Consider the following 15,430-nt stretch of genomic DNA (forward strand, 5'->3'; position numbering starts at 1 on the left):
CCCTCTGACATACTTGCAGGACAAAAGTAACGCCGACCTGGAGCTTCGATGACGCACTCCCTCGTCCACCTGTCCACCGCCGGGGTCTCCCTCGTGCTCGACTGCACCGAGGGGCGCCTGCCGTCGGTGGTGCACTGGGGTGCGGCCCTCGGGGAGCAGTCCACCGCGGACCTCCAGGCTCTCGTGCTGGCCGGGCGGGAGCCGGTCGTGTCGAACGCCGTCGACGAGCCGATCCGACTGGCGATCCTGCCGGAACCGCACGCCGGGTGGTCGGGCAAGCCCGGCATCAGCGGTCACCGGGACGGCCATGACTGGTCACCGAAGTTCACGACGACGAGCATCGACGTGATCGGCGAAGCCCACGAGACCGCGCCGAGCGCGGCCCGCGAGACCGCGCCGAGCGCGGCGCACGAGGGCGCACCCAGCACGGACGACGAGCCCGCGCGCATCGACGCCGGCCCGGCCCTGGTCGTCGTCGAGGCCGCTGACGAGCACGCCGGCCTCGCCGTCCGCCTCGAGATCGAGCTCCTCGCAACCGGACTGATCCGCACCCGCGCGGCAGTCACGAACACCGGCGACACGAACGACGACGAACGCCCGTACACCGTGGACGACGTCACGGTCGCCCTGCCGATCCCGACCAGGGCTCGCGAGATCTTGGACTTCGCCGGCCGCTGGGGCAAGGAACGCACCCCGCAGCGGAGCGAACTCGTCGTCGGCATCCACGAGCGCGAGGGACGCAAGGGCCGCACCGGCGCCGATGCCGCGACGGTCCTGAGCGTCGGCGTCCCCGGCTTCGGCTTCGCCCGCGGCGAGGTCTGGGGCGTCCACACCGCGTGGAGCGGCAACCACCGTCACCACGCCGAGCGCCTGTTCAACGGCAAGCAGGTCATCGGCGGCGGCGAGCTGCTGCTGCCGGGCGAGGTCCGCCTCGGCACAGGCGAGACGTACCAGGGCCCGTGGGTCTACGGCGCCTACGCGGACGGCCTCGACGCCCAGGCCCGCCGGTTCCACGACCACCTTCGGAGCCGCCCGCAGCACCCGGCGAGCCCCCGCCCGATGACGATCAACGTGTGGGAGGCGGTCTACTTCGACCACGACCTCGCGCGACTCGAGGACCTCGCGGACCGCTCCGCCCGGCTCGGCGTCGAGCGCTTCGTCCTCGACGACGGCTGGTTCCGGCACCGCCGCAACGACTTCGCGGGCCTCGGGGACTGGTTCGTCGACGACGACGTGTGGCCCGACGGCCTCACCCCGCTCGTCGACCACGTGCGGGCCGCCGGCATGCAGTTCGGCCTGTGGTTCGAGCCCGAGATGATCAACGAGGACAGTGACCTCGCCCGTGCGCACCCGGAGTGGATCATGCAGGCCGACGGTCGCCTGCCGATCCGGTCGCGGCACCAGCAGGTCCTCAACCTCGCGATCCCCGGGGCGTACGAGTACGTGCTCGACCGGATGACGGCGATCATCGACGAGTACCGGGTCGACTACGTCAAGTGGGACCACAACCGCGACCTGGTGGAGGCCGGGCACCGTGACGGCGGCGCGGCGGTGCACGAGCAGACCCTCGCCGCGTACCGGCTGATGGCCGCGCTGAAGGACCGGTTCCCCGGGTTCGAGATCGAGTCGTGCTCGTCCGGCGGGGCCCGCGTGGACCTGGGGGTCATCGAGCACACCGACCGCGTCTGGGTCTCGGACTGCATCGACCCGCTGGAGCGCCAGCAGATGAACCGCTGGACGATGCAGCTCCTCCCGCCAGAGCTGCTCGGCTCGCACATCGCGAGTGGCGTGAACCACACGACGGGGCGCTGGCACGACCTGTCGTTCCGTGCGGGGACGGCGCTCTTCGGGCACCTCGGCATCGAGTGGGACCTGTCGAAGGCGACCGAGGCCGAGGAGCGCGACCTCGCCGAGTGGATCGCCCTCTACAAGGACACCCGCGCGCTCCTGCACGCCGGCGACCTGGTGCGCGTCGACCAGGTCGACGACTCCCTGAACGTCTACGGCACGGTCGCACCCGACCGGAAGCAGGCGATGTTCTTCCTGGCGTCGCTCACGACACCCGAGGTCAGCCTCCGCGGCCGCATCACCTTCCGCGACCTCGACCCGGACACCCGCTACCGCGTCGACCCGGTGCTCATCGGCAGCGGCGCCGACGGCGTCCGCGCACCCGTCTGGTGGGAGGGGGAGCGCGTCTTCACCGGACGGGTCCTCGAGACGGTGGGGCTGGAAGCCCCGTCCACCTCCGCGGAGCGGGTCGTCCCGTTCCGGCTCACCGCGCTCTGATCGCGCGTTCCTGACGGACGGGAGGCTCGTGGTGACGTCACCACGAGCCTCCCGTCCGTCATGTGTGCACAAGGCCCTTGACAACCGCTTTCTTTTGCAGCGACACTAAATCCGATCCGGGACTGCCACCCGGACGGAACCGCGTTGACGAAGGAGTCACGATGGCCACCGAAACACCCCTGACGGCGCCTGCCGTCCGGCGGGGCCGGCCCACCCGAGCCGCGGAGGCGGCCGGATCCAGGACCGCAGCACCGCGCCGACGTCGCCCCAGGAACGACCTCTGGCTCGCCCTCGTCTTCATCGCCCCCGCGGCGATCGGGTTCGCCGTGTTCCTGCTCTGGCCGACCATCCGCGGGATCTACCTGAGCTTCACCTCGTACAACCTGCTCACCCCGCCGGTGTTCACCGGCCTGCAGAACTACGAGCGGCTCGTGCAGGACTCGATCTTCTGGCACTCGATGGCCGTCACGGTCGAGTACGTGCTGCTGAACATCGGGTTCCAGACGGTCCTGGCGCTCTTCATCGCCGTGATGATGCACCGCCTGACCAAGTCCACGTTCGTCCGCGGGATCGTGCTCGCGCCCTACCTGGTGTCGAACGTCGTCGCGGCGCTCATCTGGCTCTGGATCCTCGACACGCAGCTCGGCATCGGCAACGAGGTCCTGTCCGCACTCGGCGTCGGCCGCATCCCGTTCCTGCAGAGCGACTTCTGGGGCATCCCGACGATCGCGTTCATCAACGTCTGGCGGAACGTCGGCTACACGGCGCTCCTGATCTTCGCGGGCCTCCAGGCGCTGCCGGAGCAGGTCTACGAGGCCGGCCGCATCGACGGGGCGAGCGAGTGGAAGATGTTCTGGCGCATCACCGTGCCGCTCCTCCGGCCGATCCTGTCGCTCGTGCTCATCATCACCATCATCGGGTCGTTCCAGGTGTTCGACACCGTCGCGGTGACGACCCAGGGCGGCCCGGCGAACGCCACGAACGTCGTGCAGAACTACATCTACAACCTGGCGTTCGGCCGGTTCCAGTTCGGGTACGCGTCCGCCGTCTCGGTGGCCCTCCTCGTCGTCCTCAGCATCATCACCTTCATCCAGTACCGACTCTCGCGCTCCGGCGAGAGCGACCTGGACTGACCCGGATCAGGAGAGCGTCGACGATGACCAGCACCCTGCCCCCGGTGGTCGAGCCCACGACCACCCGCGCCGTCACCACGCGTGGCGCGAAGCCCCAGCGACCGAAGCCGTCCGTCGGCCGCGTGTTCGCCTGGATCGCGATGATCGCCGTGATCGTCGTGACCCTGTTCCCCTTCTACTGGATCCTCCGGACGGCGCTGTCGTCGAACGGCGCGATCTCCGCCGACCCCACCTCGCTGCTGCCGACCGGGTTCAGCCTCGGCGGGTTCGAGCGGGTGTTCGGCCTGCAGTCCACGAAGGAGGCGCTCGCACAGGGCGGCTCCGGCGCGGCGATCAACTTCTGGCAGTACCTGCTCAACTCGGTGATCACCGCGACGATGATCACCGTCGGCCAGGTGTTCTTCTCCGCCGGCGCCGCCTACGCCTTCGCCCGGCTGCGCTGGCCGGGACGCGACAAGGTGTTCGCGGTGTTCCTCGCCGGGCTCATGGTCCCGACGATCTTCACGCTGCTGCCGAACTTCGCCCTGATCAAGTCGCTCGGCCTCGTCGACACCCTGCTCGGGATCTCGCTGCCGTCGATGCTGATGACCCCGTTCGCGGTGTTCTTCCTGCGCCAGTTCTTCCTCGGCATCTCCCGCGAGGTCGAGGAGGCGGCGCTCATCGACGGCGCCGGCAAGGTCCGGGTGTTCTTCCGGCTCATCCTGCCGATGGCCGCCGCACCGATCGCGACGCTCGCCGTCCTGACGTACATCACCGCGTGGAACGACTACTTCTGGCCGCTCATGGTGTCGTACACCGACAGCTCGCGGGTGCTCACGGTGGCGCTCGGCGTCTTCAAGTCCCAGTCGCCGCAGTCCGGCACCGACTGGGCAGGACTCATGGCCGCGACCCTCGTCGCGGCGCTCCCGATGATCGTGCTGTTCGGCCTCTTCGCCAAGCGCATCGTCAACTCCATCGGCTTCTCCGGCATCAAGTAGGTCCAGCTCATGACGAACCCCATCACCCGCCGCGCGCTCTTCGCCGGCGGAGCATCAGCCCTCGCCCTCGGTGCGCTCGCCGCGTGCTCGTCGCCCGGCCGCTCGTCGGGCCGAGCGACCGGCGGCGCCACCGGCACCGTGTCCTACTGGCTGTGGGACTCGAACCAGCTGCCCGCCTACCAGGCCGTCGCGAAGGCCTTCGAGCAGCAGAACCCCGGCATCACGATCAAGATCACCCAGCTCGGCTGGAACGACTACTGGACGAAGCTCACCGCCGGGTTCATCGCCGGCACCGCTCCGGACGTGTTCACCGACCACCTGACGAAGTTCCCGCAGTACTCCGACCTCGACGTGCTCTACGAGCTCGACGAACTCGAGGCCACCGCCTCCATCGAGGACGCCGACTACCAGTCCGGCCTCGCCCAGCTCTGGAAGGGGCAGGACGGTCACCGCTACGGGTCCCCGAAGGACTGGGACACCATCGCGATGTTCTACGACAAGAAGGCGATGGCGAAGGCCGGGGTCACCCCAGAGCAGCTGGCGTCGCTCGAGTGGAACCCCGACGACGGCGGCTCCTTCGAGAAGATGGTCGCGCACCTGACCGTCGACGGGAAGGGCAGGCGCGGCGACGAGTCCGGCTTCGACAAGAACGACGTCGCGGTCTACGGCATCAGCGCGAACGGCAGCGGCGGCGACGGGTTCGGGCAGACCCAGTGGTCGCCGTTCACCGGATCGACCGACTGGTTCTACACGAACAAGAACCCGTGGGGGAACCGGTTCCGGTACGACGACGCCGGGTTCCAGAAGACGATGTCCTGGTACTACGGCCTCGCCGAGAAGGGCTACATGCCGAAGTACGGCGTCTTCTCGACGACCACCGGACCGGACGTGCAGCTCGGCGCGAAGAAGGTCGCGCTGTCGTTCAACGGCTCGTGGATGATCGGCACCTACGCCAACCTGCCGGGGCTCGACATCGGCATCGCGCCGACGCCGGTCGGACCGGTCGGGCACCGAGCGTCGATGTTCAACGGGCTCGGCGACTCGATCACGAAGCAAGCGAAGAACCCGGAGGCAGCGGCGAAGTGGGTCGCGTTCCTCGGTGGTTCCACGGCGCAGCAGATCGTCGGTCGTGCCGGCATCGTGTTCCCGGCCCGCCCGGAGGGCACCGACGCCGCCGTCGCCGCGTTCGAGAAGCGCGGGCTCGACGTGTCGGCGTTCACCCGGCAGGTGGAGGACAAGACCACCTTCCTGTTCCCCGTCACGCGGAACCCGGCAGACGTGCAGGCGCTCGTGCAGCCGGCGTTCGACGACATCTACGCGAACGGCAAGCCGGTCAGCACGCTGACCGCGGTGAACGACCAGGTGAACACGCTCCTGCAGCTCACCTGACGCGCCCATCGCGTTGCGTACCGGACGGGAGGCTCGGTGCCAGCTGGCACCGGGCCTCCCGTCTGCGCGCCCCGCGGCGGCGGCGCCTTCCGGGTCAGGCGCCCACGGCGTGCATCTGGATGGCCACCGCGGCTGCGCCGCGGGCCCACTCGTTGAACCGGAACGGCTGCGCGATCACCGTCGGGGTCGGCGTGGACCAGTGTCGAGCGGCCTCGACCGAGCGGTCGAGCGCTGCCCGGCCGACCTCGGCGACCCCGACGAGTTCGCCGGAGAGCAGGACGACCTCGGGATCGACGACGTTCACGACGTCCGCGACGAGGAGTCCGAGGGCTTCGGCAGCCGTGTCGACGACGGCGCGCGCAGCGTGGTCGCCGCCCCGAGCCGCGTCGAGGACTTCGGCCGCGGACACCGGACGGCCGAGCGCCTCGGTGCCGGCGAGGGAGATCGCCCGCGCGCTGAGCACGGCGCGGGCGCACCCGCGGTGGCCGAACTCGCACCGGAGGTCGGACGTGCTCACCGCACCGCCGAGCCGCTGGTGGCCGATGCTGCCGGCGGTCGAGTGGGCACCGGAGAGCACCGTGCCGGCGACGACCAGGCCGAGCCCGATCCCGGCGCCGATCGTCAGGAGCGCGAAGGAGCGGTGGTCGCGACCCTCGCCGAACCAGTGCTCGGCGTGTGTGAGTGCCCGCACGTCGTTCTCGACCGAGCACGGCAGGCCGGTCGCCGCGCCGAGCAGCGAGGCGAGCGGGACGTCCTCCCAGCCGAGGAACGGCGCTCGACGGACCTCGCGCCGGTCGACCGTCGAGCCGCCGAGCGCGACACAGACCCCGCGGACGCGGTCGTCCTCGGCCGTGATCGCGGCGACGACCTCCGCGATCCGGGCGATCACGGCGGGCACGTCCGTGTCCGTCAGTGTCTCCTCGCGCTCCGTCAACACCCGGCCGCGGTGGTCGGTGGAGACGGCGAACAGGCTGTCCCCGGTGAGCTTCACGCCGATGAAGTGGTGTGCGTCCGCGTCGATGTCGAGCGGGATCGACGGGCGACCGGTCGTGGTCTGCTGCACCCCGTCACGTTCGACGAGGATCCCGGCCTCGAGCAGCGGCCTCGTGATGCGCGACAGGCTCGGGCCGGACAGGCCGAGGCGTTCGGCGAGCTCGGTGCGCGGGCGGGGGCCTGCCCGGAGCACCTCGAGGACGACGGACTGCGCGCTGCCGACGAGCGGCTCCCAGCCGTGCTCCGCTGTGCCTCGGGTCTCGGTCACGTCGTCAGCCTAGGGTGCGGGCGACGGGTGTCGGACGGCGGACACTCCGGTGATCCACAGGGGTCCTCCAGGGGCTTGGCACTGATGGCACACACGGGGCCGACAGGATCGAACGCAGTGCGCATCGTGCGCCGATCGGAAGGACCTCCTCATGCAGTGCCCCAACGACCAGGCCACCCTCGTGATGTCGGAGCGGTCCGGCATCGAGATCGACTACTGCCCGGAGTGCCGCGGCGTGTGGCTCGACCGCGGCGAGCTCGACAAGATCATCGACCGGGCCGCGCCTGGCTCGTCGGCAGCTCCTGGTCCGCAGGCGGTCCCCGGTGTGCCCGCTGCCCCCGCGTACGGTTCCGTCCCCGGGTACGCGCCCGGGATGGCTGTGCCGCGGAACGGGTACGCGTCGCCGGGTTCGCCCGGGTCGCCCGGGTCGTGGGACAAGGGCCGCCGAGGTGGCTACGGCCAGTACGGGCAGCCCGGGTACGGGCAGCAGCAGTACGGCAAGAAGCGCCGCGGGAACTGGCTCAGCGAGCTCTTCGACTGAGCGTCAGTGACGCTTCCGGGATCGGTCCCAGAACAGCCAGAAGAAGCCCACGCCGATGCCGACCACGAGCGTCAGCGTCTTTCCGGAGACGGAGAGCGCGTGCAGGCGCTCGGCGCGCAGCGAGTTCGTCGGCAGGCCATCGGCCATCCATCCGATGGCCAGCGAAGCTGCGAAGAGGGCGATCACTCCGCTGACCGACGCGACCCGCATCGTCGTCACGACACCGCTCCTCGTCTCCGTGGTACTCGACACTGCGCCGGTCGTGCCGTGCGAACGGGTCACGGCTCGTAGCGGAGCCAGATCAGCACGATCGGCTCGTCGTCGGGGACCACCACGCCCTCGGTCCGCAGCCAGAACCGGCGGTGCTGTGTCCGCCAGTCGTCGATGTCGGTGAAGCCCTCGCCCTCGGCGTCCGCGAACGCCCACGGCACCTCGGTGAACGGCACGATCTCGACCGCCGTGATGACGACCGTCCCCGCCGGGCGGTCGTCGTCGTCGAGCAGGACCAACCGCTCGCCGACGTGTTCGAGCTCCTCGCCCTCGTCGTCGTACTCGGAGAGCCGTCCGGCAGTGGCGGTCTTGGTGCCGTTGGCGACCAGCGATGTCAACCGCTGGCGGAGCGGCCCAGGGTCGCCGAGCTCGAGGCCGCGGAGTTCGCCGAGGCCGGGGACGTCGATGCGGGGGAACACCAGGTCACCGTAGCGTGGCCGAGGGCAGGTCCGGGTGGCCGATAGGGTTTCCGACATGTCGCACACCGCCCACACGACACCCGCGTGGGTGATGAAACTCGTCGTCGTCACCGGGCTCGTCGGCGTCGCGGGCGGGATCGCCGGCATCGCGGTCTGGCTCGCCCTGCAGCTCATCCAGTTCGTCGCGTTCGGCTACCCGTTCGGCGGCCACCTCGAGGCCGCGGACGCTCCCTCGGGCCTGAACCGCTTCCTGGCGCTCGTCGCCGCGGGTGTGCTCACGGGCGTCGCCTGGTGGGCGATCCGCCGCTGGGGTCGACCCGTCGTGTCCGTCCCCGCCGCCGTCGGTGGCAAGCGGATGCCGTCCCTCGCCACGGTCGGCAACGCCGGCATCCAGATCCTCGCGGTCGGACTGGGCGCCTCCATCGGCAAGGAGGTCGCACCGCGCGAGATCGGCGCGTGGCTGTCCCAGCTCATCACCGCCAGGGCCGGCCTGACGAAGCGGGAGACCAAGATCCTCGTCGCCTGCGGCGCCGCGGCAGGTCTCGCCGCCGTCTACGACGTCCCGCTCGGCGGTGCGCTCTTCGCGGTGGAGGTCCTGCTCGGCGAGCTGACCTTCGCCACCGCGCTGCCGGCGTTCGCGACGAGTGCCATCGCGGCCTTCGTCGCCAGGCTCGCCATCCCGGACGAGGTGCTCTACCACGTGCCCACGACGCACCTCACGCCGTCGCTGCTCGTGTGGGCCGTGATCGTCGGACCGGTGCTCGGCTTCGCCGGTGTCGGGTTCGTGAAGCTCACGAACCGACTGCAGGGCCTCGCTCCGAAGGGCTGGCACCTCCTCGTGATGCTGCCGCTCGTCTTCGCCATGGTCGGTCTCATCGCCATCCCGTTCCCCGAGATCCTCGGCAACGGCCGCGCGCTCGGGCTCGACGCGATGAACACCTCGATGAACAGCGCCACCATGCTCGGGATGGCCCCGATCGTCGGCCTCCTCGTCCTCGGCATCATCCGCACGATCACCACCTCGGCGACGATCGGCGCCGGTGCCGTCGGCGGCACGCTGACCCCGTCCATCGCGATCGGCTCCGCGTTCGGTGGCTTCCTCGGCGGCGCGTGGATGCTGATGTGGCCGGCGGACGGCCCGAACCTGGTGTCGTTCGCGTTCATCGGTGCCGCCGCGTTCCTCGCGACGACCATGCGGGCGCCCTTCACCGCGCTCGTGCTCGTCGTCGAGTTCACCCAGCAGGGCACCGACATCCTCATCCCCTCGTTGCTCGCCGTGTCGGGTTCGGTCGCCGTCGGCTACGTGCTCGCCCGCCGCCGCAGCGCCCAGATGACCTGACCGGTACGTCCGCGCCCGCTTGTCTCCGCCCGCTTGTCTCCGCCCGCTTGTCTCCGCGAAAGCGACAGGCTGCTGCCGGATCCCGCCGGGAAACTGTCGCTCTGCCGGAAGAGACCGCATGCCGGCGCTGCAGACTGTCGCTCTGCCGGACGGCTCCCGCAGCATCGGCATACCATCGGCGGAAACACGCGGGGCGCACGGCTCCGCGCCGAACGTCAGGAGCAGACGATGGCCGGGTTCGACGACATCACGAAGAAGGCGCAGGACTTCCTCAAGGACAACAAGGTCCAGGATGCCCTGAAGAGCGAGCAGGCCGAAGGGATCAGCGACAAGGTCCTCGACGGTGTCGCCGACGCCGTGAAGAAGGCCACCGGCGGCAAGTACGACGACAAGATCGACGGCGCGCGCGACACCGCCGACAAGCACGTCGGCAACGAGTAGCGCGAACCACGGTCGGGACGGCCCTGCGGCGAACGGCCCTGGGCCGTCCGGCTGGACTCCTGGCGGAACAACGAGGACGATGGAGCGGTTGTCCCCGATGACAGCAGGAGGATCAAGCGCAGTGACGATCGTGGCACCGAACCAGCCGCTCACCGACGACCAGGTCGAGCGGATCAAGGCCGACTTCCCGATCCTGCAGCAGCAGGTGAACGGGAGGCCGCTGGCGTACCTCGACTCCGGGGCCACCGCGGAACGGCCACGACAGGTGCTCGATGCCGAGCGGCGGTTCCTCGAACACGACAACGCCGCCGTGCACCGCGGGGCGCACACCCTCGCCGCGCTGAGCACCGACGCGTACGAGGACGCCCGCGCGACGGTCGCCGGGTTCGTGGGCGCCGCGAGCCCGAGTGAGATCGTCTGGACGTCGAACGCCACCGACGCGCTCAACCTCGTCGCGTACGGCATCGCGAACGCCAGCCGCGGACGCGGGGGAGCGGACGCCGAGCGCTTCCGGATCGGTCCCGGCGACGAGATCCTCGTGACCGAGGCCGAGCACCACGCGAACCTCGTCCCGTGGCAGGAGACCGCCCTCGCGACCGGAGCGACCCTGCGCTGGGTGCCCGTCGACGACCAGGGGTGCTGGACCGCTGCCGACGCGCTCGCGATGATCACCGAGCAAACGAAGGTCGTCGCGTTCGCGCACGTCTCGAACGTCACCGGCATGATCGCCCCCGTCGCCGAGGTCGTCGAGGCAGCACACGCCCACGGCGCGCTCGTCGTCCTGGACGCCTGCCAGTCTGCGCCGCACCGTCCCCTCGACGTGCAGGCGCTCGACGTCGACTTCGCGGCCTTCTCCGGCCACAAGATGCTCGGCCCGAACGGCATCGGCGTGCTCTGGGGACGCGGTGAGCTGCTCGACGCGCTCCCGCCGTTCCACACCGGTGGCTCGATGATCACGACGGTGACGATGGAACACACCGACTTCATGCCGGCACCCGAGCGGTTCGAGGCCGGGACCCAGCCCGTGTCGCAGGCCGTCGCACTCGCCGAGGCCGTCCGCTACCTGCAGGCGATCGGCATGGAGCAGGTCCGCGCCCACGAGGAGCACCTCGCCCAGCGCATGCTCGACGGCCTCGCCGCCGTCCCCGGCATCTCGGTCGTCGGCCCCGCTGCCGGTGTGCCGCGCTCCGGGCTCGTGTCGTTCGACGTCGACGGAGTGCACGCGCACGACGTCGCGCAGTACCTCGACGCGCAGGGCATCGCCGTCCGCTCGGGGCACCACTGCGCGCAGCCCCTACACCGTCGACTCGGCTTCACCGCGACGAGCCGCGCGAGCACCTACGTCTACACGACCGACGAGGACGTGGACCGCTTCGTCCAGGCCGTCAGCGAGATCCGTGGGTACTTCGGGGCAGCGGGGGCGGACGCGTGAACGCCCTCGACTCCCTGTACCAGCAGGTCATCCTCGACCACGCGAAGGCCCGGCACGGCGACGGCGAGCTGCCGGACGCCGACGCGTCGCACTTCGAGCGCAACCCCACGTGCGGCGACGAGATCACCGTCAGCGTGCGGCTCGAACCGGGGTCCGACCGGATCGCCGGACTCGGATGGCAGGGCGACGGATGCTCGATCTCGATGGCCTCGGCTTCGGTGCTCACGGACATGGCCGTCGGCCGGACCGTCCCGGAGTTCCTCGCGCTCACCGAGGAGTTCCGCACGATGATGCGCTCCCGTGGCGCCGGCGAACCAGACGAGGACGTCCTCGAGGACCTGATCGCCTTCCACGGTGTCTCGAAGTTCGTCATGCGCGTGAAGTGCGGCATGCTCGCCTGGGTCGCGGCGGAAGCCGCCGCGCGCGAGGCGACCGCGGGTCGGTAGTCCACCAGACATCGGACTGGAGGCTCGTGGCGGGGCCGCCACGAGCCTCCCGTCCGCATCATCGGTCGCGTCACGGCAGGACGATCACCTTGCCGGCGATCCGGCCGGCCGCGCCCTCGGCGTGGAGCGCCGGCAGCTCGGCGAGCGGGATGCGCCGCGTGACCTCGACGGTCAGCGCACCCTGGTCGACGAGGGCCACCAGCTCGGCCAGCCGCTCCCGGTCGGGCAGGACGAAGACGGTCGCGGCGCGCACGCCACGGGACTCGTCACCCGGAGTGGCGATGAACGCGGTCGTGCTGACCACGATCCCACCGTCGCGGACCGCTGCGACGTCGGCCGCGAACTGCTCTGGATCGAGGGGCGCGAGGTTCAGCAGGACGTCCACCTGCCCGTCGAGTGCGCCGAGGACGTCGGCCTCGGTGTGGTCGACGACCTGATCAGCTCCGGCTGCGCGGACGTCGTCGGCGCTGCGCGGGCTCGCGGTCGCGATGACGTGGACGCCGGCGCGCTTCGCGAGCTGGATCGCGTACTTGCCGACCACGCCGCCGGCGCCGACGATCAGCAGTCGCTGCCCGGCGGTGAGCTGGCCGTCGTCGAAGAGTGCCTGCCACGCGGTGAGTGCCACGGACGGTAGCGCGGCTGCGTCGGCCAGGGGGATGCTCGTCGGTGCTGGCACCCATGACTCCGCCGGAGCGACGACGTACTCCGCTGCTCCGCCGTCGGCCTCCATCGGGAGGAAACCGATGACCGCGTCGCCGACGGCCAGTCCGGTCACTCCGGCACCGAGTGCGTCGACGGTCCCGGAGACGTCGTACCCGGGGATGTGCGGGAGCTGGATCGGGATGGGGAGGAACCCGGCCCGCATGCCGTTGTCGGCTGCGTTGTACGCGGATGCCGCGACCCGCACGCGCACCTGCCCGGCGGCGGGGGTGGGCTGCTCGACCTCGCCGTACCGGAGGACCTCTGGTCCGCCGACCTCGGAGAACTGGACTGCCTGCATGATCGTGCCTTTCGTCAAGTGCTTCGAATTCGAAGTTATTCAAACCGTAGCACTGCTTCGAATTCGAATCAACAGGTAGGATCGGAGCATGACGGAAACGCCTGCCGCCCTCACGCCGACGCAACTCGGCGCCTACCTCGCCTTCACCGAGGTCGGAGCGCTGCTGCGCCCCGCGGTGGAGCGGCAGCTGAAGGACGTCGGGCAGCTCAGTTACGTGCAGTTCCAGCTCCTCGCCCGGCTCGGCGACGCGCCGGACGGGCACCTGCGCATGACGGACCTGGCGGACGGCGTCGTCTACAGCCGGAGCGGGCTGACGTACCAGGCGCAGTTGCTCGAGCAGCGCGGGCTCGTCACCCGCGGACCGTCCCCGGACGACGAGCGCAGCACCGTCGTGACGCTCACGGCGGCCGGCCGCGATGTCCTCGCAGCGGTCTTCCCGGGGCACATCGCCACGGTGCACGCGCTGCTCTTCGCGCACCTCACGGATGATGACGCCGCCGAGCTCGGCAGGATCCTCGGACGGGTCAGCGAGGAGCTCCGGGCGGCGCCGCCGCGGTCGGCGGTTCGACGCCGGGGGCGTTGACGCTCGGCGCGTCCCCCCTCGTCCGGGGGACATGACTGGTCCTCGATTCGTCCGACTGTCTGAGCGGACGAACAGGTCTAGCTTCTGTTGCGTGCGGCAACGTCGCCGCACATCGACGAATCGAGCATCATGCAACGACGGATGAAGCAGCTCGTCGCGATCGCCCTGAGCGCCGGTGTCGTGGGGGCACTGGCCCCGGCGATCTCGGCTCAGGCGGTCACCACGAGCGACACCCCCGACTTCGGGAGCAGCGTCAAGGTCTACGACCCCTCGGTGCCGGCATCGACCATCCAGGCCGACGTCGACGCCGCCTTCAACGCCCAGCTCCGCAACCCGAGCGCGCAGTTCGGATCGCAGCGGTACGCGTTCCTCTTCAAGCCCGGCAGCTACGGGCGTGTCTGGGCGAACCTCGGGTTCTACACCTCGGTCGCCGGGCTCGGGAAGAACCCCGACGACGTCACCATCAACGGCGCGGTCAACGTCGACTCCGGATGGAACGCCGGCGACGAGAAGAACGCGACGCAGAACTTCTGGCGATCGGTCGAGAACGTGAAGATCGCACCGGAGGGCGGCACCGACCGGTGGGCGGTGTCCCAGGCCGCGCCGATGCGTCGCGTCCACATCGCGGGCAACCTGACGATGGGGCCGTCGAACCAGGACGGCGGACAGGGGTACTCCTCCGGCGGGTACATCGCCGACTCGAAGGTCGACGGCACCGTCACGAGCGGGTCGCAGCAGCAGTGGTACACCCGGAACTCCACGATCGGGTCGTGGCAGGGCGGCAACTGGAACATGACCTTCTCGGGCGTGAACGGCGCCCCGGCGAGCGACTTCTCGAAGAGCTACACGACCCTCGCGACGACGCCGACCACGCGTGAGAAGCCCTACCTGTACGTGGACTCCTCGAACAAGTACCACGTGTTCGTGCCGTCGCTCCGGCAGAACTCGTCCGGTGTGACCTGGCCGAACACCGCCGGAACCGACATCCCGATGCGGAACTTCTACGTCGCGCACCCCGGTGACTCCGCGTCGACGATCAACAGCGCGCTGTCCCAGGGGCTCAACCTGTTCTTCACGCCGGGCACCTACCAGCTCGACGCGCCGATCAACGTGACGCGGGCGGACACCGTCGTGACGGGCATCGGGTTCCCGACGCTCGTGCCGACGAAGGGCAACGCCGTCCTGACCTCGACGGACGTCGCGGGAGTGAACGTCTCGAACCTCGTCGTCGACGCTGGCACGCAGAACAGTGCCCAGCTCGTCCGGCTGGGCACCTCCGGCTCGCACGTCGACCACGCCGGCGACCCGCAGAGCATCCAGGACGTGTTCTTCCGCGTCGGGTCGAGCATCCAGGGGAAGGCCTCGACCACGCTGCAGGTGAACGCCGACGACACCCTCGTCGACCACATCTGGGCGTGGCGGGCCGACCACGGCGGCGCGGCGACCGGTTGGACGGTGAACACCGGCGCGACCGGCGTCGAGGTCAACGGTGACGACGTCCTCGCCACCGGGCTCTTCGTCGAGCACTACCAGAAGTACGAAGTCCAGTGGAACGGCAACAACGGGAAGACCATCTTCTTCCAGAACGAGATGCCGTACGACGTGCCGGACAACGCGTCGTGGCAGAGCCCGACCGGCGCCGGGTACGCCGCGTACAAGGTGGCGTCGACCGTCACGAAGCACGAGATCTGGGGCGGCGGCGTCTACTGCTTCTTCAACACGAACCCGGCCGTGCACGCCGATCGTGCGTTCGAGGTCCCGCAGACGTCCGGCGTCCGTGCGCACGGACTGGTGACGGTCTCCCTCGGCGACACCGGCACCATCTCGAGCGTCATCAACGGCGTCGGGGGAGCGGTCCCGACATCGGCGGGCAACACGGCGCCCAACCGACTGGCGTCGTACAACTGAGGAGG

General features: G+C 70.1%; 15 protein-coding genes. 11 read left to right on the plus strand and 4 right to left on the minus strand.

Translation table 11 applies throughout. From position 1 onward, the window contains the following. The first annotated feature begins 48 nt into the window (after positions 1-48). The 4 genes from ACIPJ2_RS14700 to ACIPJ2_RS14715 all read left to right on the plus strand — a co-directional run bounded on the left by ACIPJ2_RS14700 (position 49) and on the right by ACIPJ2_RS14715 (position 5,785). Positions 49-2,286, plus strand: coding sequence for an alpha-galactosidase (locus ACIPJ2_RS14700; RefSeq protein ID WP_402729436.1), 2,238 nt, complete (start codon positions 49-51; stop codon positions 2,284-2,286). A gap of 161 nt (positions 2,287-2,447) precedes the next feature. Next, a complete protein-coding gene (locus tag ACIPJ2_RS14705; protein ID WP_402729437.1) occupies positions 2,448-3,419 on the plus strand; it encodes a carbohydrate ABC transporter permease in 972 nt (323 codons plus the stop codon). Between the two features lie 23 nt (positions 3,420-3,442). Beyond that, complete coding sequence (locus ACIPJ2_RS14710) at positions 3,443-4,396, plus strand: carbohydrate ABC transporter permease (protein ID WP_281265289.1); 954 nt, start codon at positions 3,443-3,445, stop codon at positions 4,394-4,396. A gap of 9 nt (positions 4,397-4,405) precedes the next feature. Next, positions 4,406-5,785, plus strand: a complete 1,380-nt coding sequence (locus ACIPJ2_RS14715) for an ABC transporter substrate-binding protein (RefSeq protein WP_402729438.1) — start codon at positions 4,406-4,408, stop codon at positions 5,783-5,785. A gap of 94 nt (positions 5,786-5,879) precedes the next feature. Here the strand turns inward: ACIPJ2_RS14715 and ACIPJ2_RS14720 are convergent, their stop codons facing one another. Then, positions 5,880-7,046 carry an ROK family protein gene (locus ACIPJ2_RS14720; protein ID WP_402729439.1) on the minus strand — a complete coding sequence of 389 codons (1,167 nt, stop codon included), beginning with the start codon at positions 7,044-7,046 and terminating at the stop codon, positions 5,880-5,882. Between the two features lie 151 nt (positions 7,047-7,197). Here ACIPJ2_RS14720 and ACIPJ2_RS14725 point away from each other — a divergent pair, with 151 nt between their 5' ends. Continuing rightward, complete coding sequence (locus tag ACIPJ2_RS14725; protein WP_281265286.1) at positions 7,198-7,587, plus strand: zf-TFIIB domain-containing protein; 390 nt, start codon at positions 7,198-7,200, stop codon at positions 7,585-7,587. 3 nt (positions 7,588-7,590) lie between these two features. Here the strand turns inward: ACIPJ2_RS14725 and ACIPJ2_RS14730 are convergent, their stop codons facing one another. After that, positions 7,591-7,806: a hypothetical protein gene (locus ACIPJ2_RS14730; RefSeq protein WP_402729440.1), complete on the minus strand. Its 216-nt coding sequence runs from the start codon at positions 7,804-7,806 to the stop codon at positions 7,591-7,593. A gap of 59 nt (positions 7,807-7,865) precedes the next feature. Beyond that, on the minus strand, positions 7,866-8,276 hold the full coding sequence (locus ACIPJ2_RS14735) for an ASCH domain-containing protein (RefSeq protein ID WP_402729441.1): 411 nt from the start codon (positions 8,274-8,276) through the stop codon (positions 7,866-7,868). A gap of 55 nt (positions 8,277-8,331) precedes the next feature. On the opposite strand from ACIPJ2_RS14735, the gene ACIPJ2_RS14740 reads away from it, so the two are divergent. From ACIPJ2_RS14740 to sufU, 4 genes are all read left to right on the plus strand, one after another. Continuing rightward, positions 8,332-9,615 carry a chloride channel protein gene (locus ACIPJ2_RS14740; protein ID WP_402729442.1) on the plus strand — a complete coding sequence of 428 codons (1,284 nt, stop codon included), beginning with the start codon at positions 8,332-8,334 and terminating at the stop codon, positions 9,613-9,615. A gap of 228 nt (positions 9,616-9,843) precedes the next feature. Then, positions 9,844-10,056 carry an antitoxin gene (locus tag ACIPJ2_RS14745; protein WP_281265282.1) on the plus strand — a complete coding sequence of 71 codons (213 nt, stop codon included), beginning with the start codon at positions 9,844-9,846 and terminating at the stop codon, positions 10,054-10,056. A 97-nt stretch (positions 10,057-10,153) separates the two neighbouring features. Then, entirely contained in the window at positions 10,154-11,488 is a 1,335-nt protein-coding gene (locus ACIPJ2_RS14750; RefSeq protein ID WP_402729443.1) for an aminotransferase class V-fold PLP-dependent enzyme, read from the plus strand. Then, positions 11,485-11,934, plus strand: a complete 450-nt coding sequence (gene sufU, locus ACIPJ2_RS14755) for a Fe-S cluster assembly sulfur transfer protein SufU (RefSeq protein ID WP_402729444.1) — start codon at positions 11,485-11,487, stop codon at positions 11,932-11,934. Before ACIPJ2_RS14750 ends, sufU begins: the two co-directional genes overlap by 4 nt. A 70-nt stretch (positions 11,935-12,004) precedes the next feature. Here sufU and ACIPJ2_RS14760 read toward each other — a convergent pair whose 3' ends face one another. After that, complete coding sequence (locus ACIPJ2_RS14760; RefSeq protein WP_402729445.1) at positions 12,005-12,934, minus strand: NADP-dependent oxidoreductase; 930 nt, start codon at positions 12,932-12,934, stop codon at positions 12,005-12,007. Between the two features lie 88 nt (positions 12,935-13,022). Here ACIPJ2_RS14760 and ACIPJ2_RS14765 point away from each other — a divergent pair, with 88 nt between their 5' ends. Then, positions 13,023-13,517 (plus strand): MarR family winged helix-turn-helix transcriptional regulator, encoded by a 495-nt coding sequence (locus ACIPJ2_RS14765; protein ID WP_402729446.1) that lies wholly within the window; start codon positions 13,023-13,025, stop codon positions 13,515-13,517. 141 nt (positions 13,518-13,658) lie between these two features. Then, positions 13,659-15,425 carry a hypothetical protein gene (locus tag ACIPJ2_RS14770; protein ID WP_402729447.1) on the plus strand — a complete coding sequence of 589 codons (1,767 nt, stop codon included), beginning with the start codon at positions 13,659-13,661 and terminating at the stop codon, positions 15,423-15,425. Positions 15,426-15,430 lie beyond the last annotated feature (5 nt).

This window comes from Curtobacterium sp. NPDC090217, assembly GCF_044746705.1.
In the GTDB taxonomy this organism is placed as follows: Bacteria; Actinomycetota; Actinomycetes; order Actinomycetales; family Microbacteriaceae; genus Curtobacterium.

What these genes read in the sequence shown, in the direction of transcription:
- ACIPJ2_RS14700 (WP_402729436.1), top strand. Translation starts at nt 49, where the DNA reads ATGACGCACTCCCTCGTCCACCTGTCCACCGCCGGGGTCTCCCTCGTG.
- ACIPJ2_RS14705 (WP_402729437.1), top strand. Translation starts at nt 2,448, where the DNA reads ATGGCCACCGAAACACCCCTGACGGCGCCTGCCGTCCGGCGGGGCCGG.
- ACIPJ2_RS14710 (WP_281265289.1), top strand. Translation starts at nt 3,443, where the DNA reads ATGACCAGCACCCTGCCCCCGGTGGTCGAGCCCACGACCACCCGCGCC.
- ACIPJ2_RS14715 (WP_402729438.1), top strand. Translation starts at nt 4,406, where the DNA reads ATGACGAACCCCATCACCCGCCGCGCGCTCTTCGCCGGCGGAGCATCA.
- ACIPJ2_RS14725 (WP_281265286.1), top strand. Translation starts at nt 7,198, where the DNA reads ATGCAGTGCCCCAACGACCAGGCCACCCTCGTGATGTCGGAGCGGTCC.
- ACIPJ2_RS14740 (WP_402729442.1), top strand. Translation starts at nt 8,332, where the DNA reads ATGTCGCACACCGCCCACACGACACCCGCGTGGGTGATGAAACTCGTC.
- ACIPJ2_RS14745 (WP_281265282.1), top strand. Translation starts at nt 9,844, where the DNA reads ATGGCCGGGTTCGACGACATCACGAAGAAGGCGCAGGACTTCCTCAAG.
- ACIPJ2_RS14750 (WP_402729443.1), top strand. Translation starts at nt 10,154, where the DNA reads ATGACAGCAGGAGGATCAAGCGCAGTGACGATCGTGGCACCGAACCAG.
- ACIPJ2_RS14760 (WP_402729445.1), bottom strand. Translation starts at nt 12,934, where the DNA reads ATGCAGGCAGTCCAGTTCTCCGAGGTCGGCGGACCAGAGGTCCTCCGG.
- ACIPJ2_RS14765 (WP_402729446.1), top strand. Translation starts at nt 13,023, where the DNA reads ATGACGGAAACGCCTGCCGCCCTCACGCCGACGCAACTCGGCGCCTAC.
- ACIPJ2_RS14770 (WP_402729447.1), top strand. Translation starts at nt 13,659, where the DNA reads ATGAAGCAGCTCGTCGCGATCGCCCTGAGCGCCGGTGTCGTGGGGGCA.